Source organism: Christiangramia sp. LLG6405-1, from assembly GCF_045055805.1.
Classification (GTDB): domain Bacteria; phylum Bacteroidota; class Bacteroidia; order Flavobacteriales; family Flavobacteriaceae; genus Christiangramia.
In genome coordinates this window covers 1,569,803-1,584,611 of record NZ_CP159330.1, presented here as the reverse complement: position 1 = coordinate 1,584,611, position 14,809 = coordinate 1,569,803, and the positions used below count along the sequence as shown (strand labels likewise).

At 38.4% G+C, this 14,809-nt stretch carries 9 protein-coding genes; 5 read left to right on the top strand and 4 right to left on the bottom strand.

What is annotated here, in order from left to right; translation table 11 throughout:
* Positions 1–27: 27 nt before the first annotated feature.
* The 4 genes from ABVM50_RS07350 to ABVM50_RS07335 are packed head-to-tail and all read right to left on the bottom strand — an operon-like array spanning position 28 to position 3,956.
* Positions 28–2,103: an SPFH domain-containing protein gene (locus ABVM50_RS07350; RefSeq protein ID WP_405200592.1), complete on the bottom strand. Its 2,076-nt coding sequence runs from the start codon at positions 2,101–2,103 to the stop codon at positions 28–30.
* Between the two features lie 16 nt (positions 2,104–2,119).
* Positions 2,120–2,830 carry a hypothetical protein gene (locus tag ABVM50_RS07345; protein WP_405200591.1) on the bottom strand — a complete coding sequence of 237 codons (711 nt, stop codon included), beginning with the start codon at positions 2,828–2,830 and terminating at the stop codon, positions 2,120–2,122.
* A gap of 2 nt (positions 2,831–2,832) precedes the next feature.
* The gene (locus ABVM50_RS07340; protein ID WP_405200590.1) at positions 2,833–3,549 is read right to left on the bottom strand and encodes a PspA/IM30 family protein; all 717 of its coding nucleotides are present in this window, start codon (positions 3,547–3,549) and stop codon (positions 2,833–2,835) included.
* Positions 3,550–3,560: 11 nt separating this feature from the next.
* Positions 3,561–3,956 (bottom strand): YbjN domain-containing protein, encoded by a 396-nt coding sequence (locus ABVM50_RS07335; RefSeq protein WP_141876988.1) that lies wholly within the window; start codon positions 3,954–3,956, stop codon positions 3,561–3,563.
* A 266-nt stretch (positions 3,957–4,222) separates the two neighbouring features.
* On the opposite strand from ABVM50_RS07335, the gene ABVM50_RS07330 reads away from it, so the two are divergent.
* The 5 genes from ABVM50_RS07330 (at position 4,223) to ABVM50_RS07310 (ending at position 14,783) form a co-directional block, all read left to right on the top strand.
* Positions 4,223–4,987 (top strand): helix-turn-helix domain-containing protein, encoded by a 765-nt coding sequence (locus ABVM50_RS07330; protein WP_405200589.1) that lies wholly within the window; start codon positions 4,223–4,225, stop codon positions 4,985–4,987.
* A gap of 101 nt (positions 4,988–5,088) precedes the next feature.
* Positions 5,089–11,541, top strand: coding sequence for a carboxypeptidase-like regulatory domain-containing protein (locus ABVM50_RS07325; protein ID WP_405200588.1), 6,453 nt, complete (start codon positions 5,089–5,091; stop codon positions 11,539–11,541).
* Positions 11,542–11,608: 67 nt separating this feature from the next.
* Complete coding sequence (locus ABVM50_RS07320; protein WP_405200587.1) at positions 11,609–11,740, top strand: hypothetical protein; 132 nt, start codon at positions 11,609–11,611, stop codon at positions 11,738–11,740.
* Between the two features lie 397 nt (positions 11,741–12,137).
* Positions 12,138–13,262: a PepSY-associated TM helix domain-containing protein gene (locus ABVM50_RS07315; RefSeq protein WP_405200585.1), complete on the top strand. Its 1,125-nt coding sequence runs from the start codon at positions 12,138–12,140 to the stop codon at positions 13,260–13,262.
* A 99-nt stretch (positions 13,263–13,361) separates the two neighbouring features.
* Positions 13,362–14,783 (top strand): exonuclease domain-containing protein, encoded by a 1,422-nt coding sequence (locus ABVM50_RS07310; RefSeq protein ID WP_405200584.1) that lies wholly within the window; start codon positions 13,362–13,364, stop codon positions 14,781–14,783.
* Positions 14,784–14,809 lie beyond the last annotated feature (26 nt).

Sequence of the window (14,809 nt, the reverse complement as noted above, 5' to 3'; positions counted from 1 at the left end):
GCCGGTGCCAGGCACCGGCATTTCCATTTATCTAAGTTTTGAGATCGGTTTATCCTGAATTCCCAGGCCTTTCGCCAGGTTCAGAAGATTGCCGAGCATGGTTTGCTCTTCCTTATCATCAGATTTTATTTTAAGATCTGTAATAAGAGAGGCAATACTAAGGTTTTTAATATCCTCGGTACTTACTCCATATTTAGACGCGAAGTCTCTTACTTTTTCAAGCAGATTCCCTTTTACATCTTCACTACCAAGAATAGCAGTTTTTACCTCCTGGATGTTCGTAGAGTTCTGTACTAGCCTGTCGTAACCTTTACCTCTGGTGATCTGGCCAACGATTTGATCGAAGAACATAGTTTCTCCACCAACGATATCGATCTTAGCAGCTTTCAACGCATCTCCAATTACCTGCGCCTGTGCATCTGCGATTTCCTTCTGAATATTGATATTGGCAAGATCTACCTGAAGATCTTTGTTCAGTCTTAATTTGAACTCTTCGTGTTCTTTTCCAACACCATCCAGTTTCTTCATTGCAGCAGCTTTCTCCTCGATTCCTGAAGCATCAGCTATCGCTTTCTCTTTAATTATATCTGCTTCGGCAAGTCCATCTTTACGTTTAGCATCTGCTTTGGCTTCCATCCCGGCCGCTTCAGCACGTGCTTTTTTCTCGATGATATTCGCTTCTACAAGTCCCTGACGCTCGTTGGCATCAGCCTTCGCATGCATTACCTGAGCTTCAGACATACCAACAGTTGCTTCTTCTTTCGCCTGGGCTTCAGCAAGAATTTTTCTCGCTTCAGCTTGTTTCTGGCTGGCTTCTTTGTGAGCAAGTGCTTCGATATTGATCTCTTCGGCTTTTTGCTTGGCAGCTTCTTTTTGAGCTTCCGCAGCAATCGTGGTTTTAATAAGTTCTTCCTGAGCAGATGCTTCCGCAGTAGTAATTTTAACCTGCTTATCCCTGTCGGCAGTTTTAAATGCCTGGATATCTTTCATGTTTTCCTGCTCTTCTACCACTCCTTTTTCCAGCATTACACGATCGCGAATCACATCCTGGATGTTTTTCTTCTCAACCTCAACAACCTTCTCTTTCTCGATTTGTGCGAGAGTTACCACTCTTTCACGCTCGGTAGCTTCTAGTAACCTGTCTTTTTCAACTCTTTCAGACTCCACAGCATCGGTACGCTCTTTATTTTTAAGTGCTACGATGATCTGGCGTTGCATATTTTCTTCAGCAACCTTTACTTTTTCTTCCGTAGCAATTCTGGCAGTTTCAGATTTTAGTCTTTCTTCTTCGTCTACTTTCAGAGTTTCTGCAGTTTCACGAGCTTTGATATTCGCAATTTCACGTTTCTGTTGCTCTTCTTTTTCAGCTAATTGCTTATCCAGTTCAAGAATGGCTTCTCTGGCTTCCACATCTTGCTTTCTGATGGTTTTTTCCTCATCACGCTTGATAAGGTTAGCTTTCATATTCTGAACTGCCGTAAGCTCGGTGATCTTCTTGATCCCTTCCGCATCCAGAATATTGTCTGGCTTTAATTCTTTTACTGAAGTCTGCTCCAGGAAATCGATCGCACAATCTTCAAGTGTATAGCCATTAAGATCTGTCCCAATGATATTTACGATCTCATCTCTAAATTCACGTCTGGCTTCATAAAGCTCGATAAAATCGAATTTTTTACCTACTGTCTTTAATGCTTCTGAAAACTTTGCTTCAAAAAGATCTTCCAGCGTGGCAATTTTAGATGCACGGTCCACACCTATAGTCTGCGCTACTTTTTTAATATATTCAATATCATTGTTCACCCGAACGAAAAAGGCAACTTTGATATCTGCACGCATATTGTCTCTACAAATAAGACCTTCATGCGCCAGTCTTTCGATCTGGATCTTCTTGACAGAAATATCCATGATCTCGGTTTTATGAAAAACAGGCACCGTATACAGACCTTTATCTGTAGCGACCTTTGTCCCTCCAAAACCGGTCCTGATGAGTGCCTGTCCTTGGGGAATTTTTTTGTAGAACATCGCGATGATCGCGAAGTAAACGATGATTAGAAATAGCAATACGCCTATTCCAATTCCAATAATTGGTAAGATTGATTCCATTGTAGTTAGATTAGTTTTATTCGTTATATGATTGTACGAGGTAATAATTGCGATCTGGAGACCGCTTGATAATAAGAACACTACTTCCATAAGGGAGTGCATCGCCAGTAAGTGATTTTACGTAAATAGATAAGCTATCACCATTTACGCTTACCTCAGCATTTCCCATCCTGTCTTTTGAAATGGTCGACATCAAAGTCGCCTTTCTACCAAGATAGTCGATGGGTGCATCGCCGTCCTTATTCAGGTTTTTAAAGAAACCTTTAAAAGGTGTGGTAAGTATCTTGGTGACGAATAGTGCCGGAAATAAAGCCAGCAGCATGATCCCAAAACCTATAAAGTTATCATAGCTTGAAGTGATCGCAGTAACCAGGGTAGTTATGAACCACCAGACAAAGATCCAGAAAGTAAAAGTGAACATAAATGGCAGTCCCACGAAATTGAAATAGATAAGAAATATCTGCCACCACTTTAAAGGTTTTCGCCTCTTCCCAACCACGTCTTCCTGATTGATCTCGGTATTGGAAATATCTTCAAAATCCATATTTCCACCTTCGATCCCAGAATCCAGATCCACGTCTGCATCCACATCTACATCGATATCGAAGTCCGGATCGAAATCCAGACCACCTATCATAGTGATGATCCAGTAGAGGATTAGAATCATGAGCAACACGCTCAGGATCACGTTTACCTCTGAAAAAAGTATGTTGATTAGGTTATCCAAGTTTATTCGTTTTTAGAATCTTTCATTCCAAGTTGTTCTTTAAGCTTCGCCAGTTCATCACTTGCTTTTGCTTTTGAGGTATCTGCCGCCTTATCAATTTCCTCATCGATGGATTTAGAAGCATTGGCAATATCTCCGTAAGCCTCGGCCAGGGCTTCTTCCTGGGCTACTTTTTCCTTCATTCTTTCCAGCATAGATACCGTACCAGTGCTATCAAGTTCGGCCATTTGCTTATTCAGGTTCTTGGTGGCATTCGATACTTTAACCCTTGCTTTTAGGGTCTTGAGTTCATTCTCCCAGTTCCCGATATTTGCTTTTATGGTCTGGATATTTTTTTGCAATTGAGCAACGTTATTATCGAATTTAACCGACTCTTCCTTAGCTCTTAGCACCTGCTGCTCTGCTGCTTCTTTTTGCACCAAAGCTTCCTGCGCAAGGCGATCTGCATCTGCCTGTTCCATATCTTTCGAATGGGCTTTCTTCAGGATGATGATCGCTTTATTCTGGTAATCGTCCACTTTATTCTGAAATTCCTCCTGGTCGTTCTTTGCTCTAATGGCAAGTGCTTTCACCTGTGCCAATGCTTCCAAACTTTTGTCCAGGTCAAGTTTCATGTCTCTAATGCCCTGTTCGGTCATTTTGATTGGATCCTCCATTTTGTCCAAGGCAGAATTTGTTTCTGCCTCTCCTATTTTAAATAATCTCTTAAAGATGTTCATAATGCTGAATTTTAATATTTTGAGAATTCTATGATATGATCTGAATATTCACTCATTAATAAGCTGAGTGAGTTTAAGCTCCCTTCCAATTCGTTCAGATCCATGTTCTCAATCTGAAGGGTATCGCGGTAAATGACTTTTTCACCAGACTCGTCCAGCACAAAAGCTCCGTGAACGATATCGCGATTCTTTTGCAACAAACTTTTAAATATCTTTTCAGACTGGTTATTGATCTTGAAAATGTACTGCTCCATAATTAAGATTGGCGGAGCAACGCCTACGATGAGATTTCTAATTCCAGAATTTTCTTTTTGAATCACTAAAAGTCCATCTTCCGGATTCTCCCGGGTGATATTAAAATTCAATTCCAGCAAAAAATCTCTCGTAATATTAAAGTGATTTTTCATAGGTGGTTATTACGGTTAGTACTACTATTTTGAGAGCCTAATAATACAAAAAAGTATTAAGACTTTGTTAAAGAAACGTGATAAGCTCGGTGGCTATATCGATAATAAATGAGATCATAATTCTAATTCTTTAGTTGGTTAATAACAGATCTCTGAGTGTTCGAACGATTCAGACTAAAAAAATTAGCAATAGTAAAATGTATTTGCTAATATTGTTAGACTAATTTACAATAAATATTCAATTCTGCAAATAATATTAGCAATTAATGTCGTTATTCGGAAAAAACATCAGGAAAATAAGATCGGTTCGTAGTATGAGTCAGCAAGCATTTGCTGAACTATTTGATCTTAAACGTGGTACACTGGGCGCTTATGAAGAAGGACGAAGCGAACCTAAGATAGAAACCATTATTAAGATTGCTAATTATTTTAGCATTCCTATAGATGATCTGCTTACCAGCGAACTTACGGTGAATGAACTACTGAAGTTTAGAGGCAAACCTGAGCACGATGACCTTAAAGCTAAACCGAATATTTGCAAGAAAGTGCCCTGCATCACCCCGGAAGGTCAACAGGAATATATTCAGCATCACACTAAAGATAATTTTATAGCAGATTTACCGGAAATTCATCTACCTATCTATGATGAGGCAGATCTACGAGCTTTCGTAATTCATGACCTCGAAATGAGCACAGATTCTGATGGATTTTACCCGAAAGATGTGGTGATAGGTGTAAAAGTTCAGAAGAAGCAATATCTAAATCTCGCGAGTGCATGCTTGTTCCTGGTAGTTTCCGAAGAAAAAGTATTCCTGAGAAGAATATACCAGTCGGCTAAAAAATTCATTTTAAAAGCAGATCACAAAGGCATTGAAGATATTGAGATTCCTTACGCCGATGTAAAAGAGCTCTGGGAGATCAAATATGCCTTTTATCATCGTATTCCAGATAGCAGGAATACCGACATTAAACAACAAATGAGTTTTTTAGAGGAAGAATTTCATAAACTGCGTACGTCTCTCAATAATTAAATTTTCAAGGTTCAGATAAAGTTGTAAAATTACAGGCATAACTATTGCTGTGCTAAATCTTTTAGTACCTTTTAATTGCTATACAACCTAACCTGCTACCTATGAAAAAATTGCTTTTAGGGATCTTCATCATATCCCAAAGTTTACTATTCGCTCAAAACCCTAGTTATAAAGAAAGTTGGCTACAGATCAATTCACTTGAGAAGGTGGGAAAAGTTGAGACTGCCTTAGAGCGTACTAATAGTTTAATGCAGCGCGCGAAAAATGATAAAAGGTATGATGAGCTTATTAAGTCTAAGATCTACCATTACCGTCTATACCAGATCAATCACGAAAACGCTGAAAGCTACATACTTCAGGATATCAACAATTCTATCGCTCAGATTCCTTTTCCATTTGATCAGGTGCTTCAAAGTTACAAAGCTGAATTACTAAGTGATTATTACAGACAGAACCGGTGGAGCCGCCGCGAACAGAAACAGATTGACGATCCAGATCAAAAAGATTTGACTACCTGGTCTCTGGAAACTATTAAAAACAGTATTCATACAGCTCATAAAAATTCTGTTGCCAATCCTGGCAAACTTGTTAATTTCTCCAATTCTGAAATTGATGTGCTTTTAAATGCAAAAACTATAACCAGAGATTTCAGACCTTCTATCTATGATCTTCTTGCTGGACGTTATCTGGAGTTTCTTAAAGATGGTAGCTTTTTCAATTTAGAATTTGAAGCTGCGAAAACAGAAGTTAACGAAGAGGTTCTTTTTGCTACAGACTCGCGATTTGTAAATACTGAAATTGCTGAGGTTGAGAATTCAAAGCTGCTTGCTCTACGACAATATCAGGAACTGGAAAGAATTCACTCAAAAGACAAAGGTGATGTATCACTAAATTACTGGAAACTACAACGTATTGAGTTTGTTCATGCTGAATTTCATGCTGACTTTCAGAAATACATCAGTGCTATTGAGAGGCTGGAAAAAAATTCTAAAGACCGGAAAATTAAGGCTCAGCTTATGTTTGAACTGGCTAATGCCTATGCTGAAAAAGCTTCAGAAAGAGATAAAGAAGGACTACTGAAGTATCCAGATTATAATGCTAAAGCTGTTAATCTTTTAAAACTTATTGAGTCTAATTATAACAATACGCTTACCCGGCAGAATGCTCAGAATCTATTGAAAGGACTTACCGCTCCAAGTCTGGAGGCGCAATTGCAAAATATCCTGACCCGGAATGAACCAGGTCGAACTAAGCTTACTTATAAAAATGTAGATACTATCTATATGAAAATAGGTAAGGTTAGCATGAATTTCCTGGATAAGGTAAATTATAGAGATAGAGCAGATTTTATAAAAAAAGAAGCTGCAAAAATTTCAGATAGCGTACAGATCGTTTTACCAGGAGAAACAGATTATAATGAACATTCAACTGAAATTGTAATTCCGGAAAATGACTTCGGAAGGTATCTTGTTCATTTATACGATTCAGAAGGCAATCATACTTCCGGGACTTACCTGGTAACCAACATTGCCGTCTCCAGAACAGATTTTGAGAAAAAGAACCTGTTTCATATAGTTGATCGAAAGTCAGGAGAAAATCTAAACGATGTTGTTCTAAGAGTAAAAAAGGGCAATACCACCATCCTTTCCAGAACCTCTGATCTTAATGGTGAGATAGCATTGGATAACTATACCGGTAATCGATATTGGGAAGAACATACCGAATTTACTGAGGGAGATGATTTCTACTCTTCATCTTATAACCGCGGTGGTAATCGTTATAATTATAGTAATAATGAAGATCGAGATTCACAGGCGAAGGTACTTTTCTTCCTGGATCGTGCGATCTACCGTCCGGGTCAGAAAGTGCATTTTAAAGGTGTTTTTCTTCAGCATAGAAATGATTCTACCAGCGTAGTTCCTAATGAATATATAGACGTATTCGTAGATGACCCGAATGAAAATGAAATTCATGAATTTAGATTCAAGACCAATGAGTATGGATCTTTTACAGGTAGCTTTGATCTTCCAGTCAATAACCTTACCGGCCAGTTCTCTATTTATGCCGAAGAATATATTGAAACTGATTCCGATTTCTGGGATGAGTTGGATGACTTTCAGGATGATTACAAATACTTTAGTGTTGAAGAATATAAACGACCAACTTTTGAAGTCAGTTTTGACACCATAAATAAAGCTTACGAGTTAGGCGAAGAAATTGCACTTAAGGGTTCTGCTGAAGCTTATATTGGTGCCTCGCTTCCTAATCTTAAAGTTGCTTACACTGTTACCAGGGAACGAATGAATTATTCGTGGTGGAGAAGTTATTATTCAGATCCAGTAATTATTAAAACTGATGCTACTGAAACTGATGAAAATGGTGAATTTATCATTCCTTTTGAAGCGAATGCAGACCAGAACACCAACCTTAATGATCTTATATATCGATACTCCGTATCTGCCTCTGTAACCGATGTGAGTGGAGAAACGAGAGATGCACAGCAGTCGCTTAAAATCGGGAATAAGAATTTTCTTCCAAAGCTTGAAATTGCAGATAAGATTGATATTAACGATACGCTGAAAATCGATCTGGCAACAAGAAATCTAAATGATCGAAAGGTACCTGCAACGGGTACTTATAAGATCTATAGACTCAAGAGTCCTGAAAAGCACTACCAGGAAAGATGGTGGGAGGCTCCTGAATTCGAACTTATTTCTAAAGATGAATTTGAAAGATTATTCCCGAATGAACCTTACCGAAAGCTGACTAAACCAGAAAACTGGGAAAAATTGGAGAAAGTGTACGAATCCACCTTTGATTCAGATGGGGATTTTGAGGATGAGATCGCTACCAGAAATTGGAAAGAAGGTAGTTACTTACTAAGTTTCGAACTCCGACATGAAAATAAAACAGAAGAATTACTAAAGGTTATTAGTATTCAGGATCCTAAAAGTAATAAAGCCTTTACCGATCAGGATCTTCTGGTAAGTATTATCAATAAAGAAACATTAGCTTCAGATGAAAACGCGCAGGTTGAGATCAGCTCTCCTATAAATAATTTACGAATTCGCGTTTCAGCGTTCAGAAACGGACGTACTTCTATTTTTAGAGAATACTATAAGCTTGACGGGAAGTTAAAATTGAAGATTCCGCTAAAAGCTCTGGAAGACCCTGAATTTAAACTGGTTCTTTCTTCAGTAATGAACAACCGGCAAATTGAATTTAGCGAGGTTGTAAACTTCAGAAAAGATTCCGAAGATCTTGAAATCTCTACGGAAACCTTCAGAAATAAAATAAGACCTGGACTGGAAGAAACCTGGAGTTTTAATGTATCAACTCCAGGTGAGAAAAAAGAAGCTGAAGTTCTGGCTTCTATGTATGATATTTCGCTTGATCAATTTAAAAAGGATGAGTGGAATACAGATACCGGGTTTACTGGATTTAGATCTGATTATCCATCCTTATATTTTGATAATTTAGGTCGAAGCACCAACCTGAATAGGTATTTTGGCAGGTATAATTATTATAGACGAGTTAATCTTCGCTTTGATGAGCTCTCTCAATTTGGTTTTGATTTTGGACAGCCTAACAGTTATCAGTACAGGAATTATCTGAGCACTTTAAAAGTTAGCAATAAAGCGGATTCCGGAGCTCGTGTGCAGGGAAGAGTAGTTGATGAAAATGGAGAACCACTTCCAGGAGTCAATGTAATGGTGAAAGGTTCGAGTGTTGGAGCACAGACAGACTTTGACGGTGAATTTGGAATCGATGCTCCTAAAAACTCACTTCTCACCTTTAGTTTTGTAGGTTTTGTAAGTCAGGAATACCAACTTGGTGATGAAACCGAAGTGTTTATTGATCTTGAAGCAGATTCTTCCAGCCTGGATGAAGTCGTAGTTACAGGTTACGGTGAGGCAGCAGCAGAAGAAGTTATGGAAGTTACCGAACAGGAAAGTCAATCTGTAGCCTTGTTACAAGGCAAGGTTGCCGGCGTAGAGGTATCCAGAACCGGAGCCAACACCGAGTTTAAGATTAGAGGTAGTTCAAGCATAAGTGGAAGTCCATTGTTTATCGTAGACGGTAAGCCTGTTGAAGACTATGAACTGGATTCAAAAGATATTGTGCGCGTTGAAATTCTGAAAGGTGCTGAAGCTACAGCAATTTATGGAAGCAGAGCGGCTGATGGTGTTGTGATCATAACCACCAGCAAATCCCTGGAAGACCTTGAAAATGTTGATGCAAGAACAAATCTACAGGAAACAGCTTTTTTCTTCCCGGATCTTAGACTGGATGAAAATGGAAGTTTATCGTTCAGCTTTACTACTCCGGAAGCACTAACCAGCTGGAAATTACGATTACTGGCTCATAACAGCAACTGGAGCACCGGTGAACTCGAGAAAATTGTAACCACAAGCAAGGATCTAAATGTAGTACCAAATGCACCGCGATTTTTAAGAGAAGGTGATAGTATCATTTTCAAGGTGAAAGTAACCAACCTTTCCAGTGAACCAATGACCGGTAACGCAGTACTGAAGTTGTTTGATGCCGTGACGATGGAACCGGCAGATATCCCGATGGGAAATACTGAAACGCTGCAAGCCTTCCAGATCCAGGCAGGAAAGACCAGGGTGGTAAGCTGGAAACTGTTTGTACCCGAAACTATTCCTGCGGTGACCTATAGAATCCTTGCGAAAGCAGGTGATTTTAGTGATGGGGAAGAAAATTTACTTCCCGTTTTGAAGAACAGGATGCTGGTTTACGAAAGTATCCCACTATTTGTAAGAGCAGGAGAAACTGAAAACTTTGAATTTGAAAACCTGAAATCGAATGACTCTGAAACCCTGAAGAATCATCAATTTACATTTGAATATACTTCCAATCCCGGTTGGTTTGCCTTACAAAGTTTGCCATACCTCATGGAGTACGAACATGATTGTTCTGAACAGATATTTTCAAAGATCTTCGCTAATTCTGTTGGACAGAAAATTGTGAACTCAAAACCGGAGATTGCTGAAGTTTATGAAGCATGGAGAAAAGATTCCAGTATGGTGAGCAATCTTCAGAAAAATGAAGAACTCAAGAGCCTTTTGCTTGCTGAGACTCCGTGGGTACAGGATGCTGAATCTGAAAGTCTACAGCAACAACGAATAGGTTTATTGTTTGAAACCGGGCGAATGGACAAAGAATTGACTTCTATGATGACCAGGTTACGCAGAATGCAAAATTTGTCGGGAGCATTTCCATGGTTCGCTGGCGGTAGAGATAATTATTATATCACTTCTCATATCATCGAGGGCTTCGGAAAACTGAAGAACATGAATATTGAGCTGGATGATCGAAGAATTCTTGCCAATGCGATTGCTTATCTGGATAAGGAATTGATGGAGCAGAAGAAAAGAAGAGAGTCAGAGAATTCAACTGACTTTTATAAGAGCTACACTGTGCTTGCCTATGCACATACCAGAAGTATGCACCAGGAAGAATTTCCAATCCCGGCTGAACAAAAAGACCTCGTTAACAAATCTCTGGAATATCAAAAGCAACGATGGACAGATTATAGTCTTTCAGAAAAAGCAGAACTGGCAATAACCTTAGATCGTTTCGGGCACTCCGTAGAAGCATTGGAGATCTTAGAATCGCTGAAACAAACAGCAGTAAAATCTGAAACTTACGGTATGTACTGGAAAGAAAATACGGCAAGCTGGAGATCATTTAATACTCCTGTTGAAGTGCAGTCTCAAATAATTCAGGCATTTGCTGAAGTTTCTAAGGATATGGAATCAATTGAAGAACTCAAGATCTGGTTAATTCAGAATAAAAGAACCAACTACTGGGAAACTACTAAATCTACAACTGCAGCGGTCTACGCGTTACTTATGCAGGGAATGGATATACTTCCAGTATCCTCGAATACTCAATTCGTGATTGGCGGAGATAAACTGGACATGGAAGAATTGAGTAATACACCTGCTGAAGCTGGATCTGGCTATGTGAAAACAACCTGGAAAGCCGGAGAATTTTCAGAAGATTTCGGAAATATTAAAATAGAGAATAATAATACTACCGCAGGCTATGGTGGCGCCTACTGGCAGTATTTTGAAAATCTGGATAAGATCAAAACTCATTCTGAGAGTCCGCTTAATATCGAAAAAGAATTATATCTGAATACTGGAAATAATGAACTTAAAAGGATAGATACTGATACTCCACTGAAAGTTGGAGACCTGGTAAGTGTTCGATTAGTTGTACGTTCTGAAGCAGATATGGAATTTATTCATTTGAAGGATATGCGTGCCAGTGGTTTTGAGCCAACAAATGTGATTAGTGAACATAAGTATCAAAATAGTACCAGCTATTATGAGAGCACCAGAGATGCTGCTACCCATTTCTTCTTTGATAAGCTAAGAAAGGGAACTTATGTCCTTGAATATACCGTAAGAGCCAATAATGCTGGATCCTTCTCGAATGGAATTAGCACAATAGAATCTATGTATGCTCCTGAATTTTCCGGACATACCAGCGGAATTCGAGTAGAAATCACAGAGCAAGAATAATAAAGTAAATATGTAGTTTGGGGTTTTAACAAAATTTTTAGATATTGACAATCCCAAATTAAACGTCATGGATAGATTAAACGAAGACCATGAATTTACTGAAAAGATTGAACGATTAGAAAGGAGCTACGATATTATGAAGTATGCTATTCTTTCTACAGGAATTTGTACAATTATCCTGATCTATTTATTTCAGTAAATCAGGAAAGAGCTTTCGGATCACGAAAGCTCTTTCTTTTAAAAATCAACTACTTACCAAAACTTTCAAATTTTTCTATTTGAAATCATTCTAAATAATTTTTATTTTTTAGGGATTTATTTACATTTACCGCCCTGTTTATACTTAGTCTAAATAAACTTAGATGAATTAGAAGGTTAGATTAGATGATCAATCGAATGATGTTTAGTTATGATCAAACTCGACTTGCGAAAATATACTATCAATAATGAGTAGATCTTTGACTAATAATATAGCGCATCTGCATGTTTCCGTATTAATAAGCATCATTAGAGAAACTTTATTCAAAAACTTTAATTCTAGTAAATACTTTACCAAATATTCAAATTAGCAAGGTTCCTAACCTTAAATATTAAAAATGAAAAAAAAGAAAGCCTATACTTTTCGAAAGTTTATGACAGACGTCCATCTCTGGTTGGGTCTGGCTAGCGGAATTATTTTATTTCTGGTTTGTTTTAGCGGGACCATGTTGGTTTTTGAAAAAGAGATCGAATCAATTTTTGCTGAACAACTTCACGTTGTTCCCTCTTCGGAAAAGTTATCGATCGATGAATTAACTTCCAGAATGTCGGAAAAAGGTCCTGTTTCTTCTGTTTCAATTCCAACTGAAGCTTCTGAAGTTTATGAATTTCGGGTAAAGACCTCACCAGAAGATCGTCGTGGAACCACCTTTATGATGGATCCGTATTCGGCAGATATTCTAAAACCTGAACCTTCACCTCTGGACGGATTTTTCAGTATAATGTTTAAAATGCATCGCTGGCTTCTTTTAGATACGAGCATTGGAAGACCCATTGTAGGTGTTGCTACAATCATCTTTTTATTTCTATCCATTAGTGGAATTATTATCTGGTTTCCGAAGAAATGGAAATGGAAAGCTTTCAAACCAGGTTTTAAGATCAAATGGTCTGCAAACTGGAAAAGAATTAATCACGATCTACATAACACTCTTGGTTTCTATTCGTGTATAGTTTTGGTGATCATGATCCTCACAGGACTTTGCTGGTCATTTGAATGGTATCGGGAAGCAGGGAGCCAGGTTCTGGGAACGAAGATCTTTGGAGGAAGAGGTGGTCCTGGAATCACTTCTAAAAAAACAGGTTCTAAAGTAATTTCGCTTTCAGAAGCCTATACCATTTCCAATTCAGAGTTCAAATATGCCGGAAAAACAAGTATCAGCATCCCACAAGAAGAAATTAATGTATTGGAAATAAGAAAATATGGTGACGACAACTGGTCTCCATCAACTTCAGATCTGCTGGTTTTGGACAGGGATGGATCTGTGTTAAAAAAGGAACTTTTTGACGATAAGGATTTAAATGTACAGGTCGCATCTCTCATAAAACCTTTACATACTGGCGAAATTTTTGGAATTCTATCAAAGATCATCTATTTCCTAGCTTGCCTGATTGCCACTTCCCTACCCGTGACTGGAACCATCATCTGGCTGAATAAAATGAAGAAGAAAAAACGAAAATTGTAGGCTGAACTCAAATGCTCGAATTATTAACGTTTTTGGATTAATTCCATTAGTTTGGATTTTTTCCTTTATTTTTTCTGCAGATTGTAGTAATTTGCAGCCATGGAGGAGTTGAAATACGCGGTTGTTGATATTGAGACTACCGGGAACGGTATCAAAGGAAACAGGATCACAGAGGTTTGCGTGATCATTCTTGAGAATGGTGAAATCACAAAGACCTTTACATCGCTTGTGAATCCCAGCCAGTCCATTCCATTGTATATTGAAAGTCTTACCGGAATCAATGATGAAATGGTAAGCAGCGCCCCTCAGTTTTCCGAAGTCGCAGAACAGATCATGGAAATCACAAAAGACTGTATTTTCGTCGCTCATAATGTGAACTTTGATTACAATATATTGAGAGCTGAGTTTGCGATGCTTGACATGGATTTTAAGAGAAAGCGTCTTTGCACAGTAAGACTTACGAAGAAATTAATTCCAGGTTTGTTTTCTTACAGTCTGGGAAATATTTGCACTTCCATCAACATTCCAATTTACGATAGACATCGTGCACAGGGCGATTGTGAAGCAACTGTGATTTTGTTAAAACGCTGTCTTTCGCTGGATCCTGAACTCGAAGTTGTCACCGAATTTCTGAATAGAAAAAGTGGTGCAGAATATTTACCACCACACTTTAAAAATGCCGATTTTGAAAAGCTTCCAAAATCTACCGGCGTTTACTTTTTCAGGGATAAAGATGGTATTCCATTATATATTGGAAAGGCGAAAAACATCAAAACCCGAATAAAATCGCACTTCCAGGAACGTAGTAATCGCAAGTACCAATTGATGCAGGAAACCTATAGCATCGATTATGAGCTGACTGGTTCTGAATTTCTTGCGCTCCTTCGTGAAGCCGAATTGATTCTGAAGTTTTATCCGAAATATAATAAGGCGCAGAAGAAAGTTTCGAGACCTTATACGCTCACCTCTTATCATAATCAAAAAGGCATTGAAGTATTTGCCTTGCATAAAAACAAAATTGCACCAGTAAGCTGGATGAAATTCTATACCCGTGAAGAAGCGGTAAGCTTTTTAGAGAATTTGTGTAAGGATTTTGATCTCTGCCCAAAATATACTGGATTGCAAAGCGCTACTTCCGCTTGTAATCATTACAAACTAGAAGCCTGCAGCGGGGTTTGTAAAGAAGAAATTTCCGTTACGGAATATAATTCACGCGTGGCCAGAGCAGTAGATTTTATTGGTACTTATGATGAGTCATGCCTATTGATGGAAAAGGGTCGAACTAAAGGTGAAAAAAGTTTTATTTATTTAAATAAAGGAAAGTATGCCGGCTACGGGTACATTGGACCCTCAGATGACTTTAACCATCCCGATGAATTCCGGAATTTTTTGGTGCAGGCGAAAACTTCCAGCTACGCAGATCGTATTGTAAGTCGGTATTTGAACACGAAGGAAAATCTCTCTCCCGTAAAATTAAATTCTTCCGAAGAATTGGTGGAAAATGATATTTGGTTTGGATAGATGCCTGATCACCGTTGAGACATTTA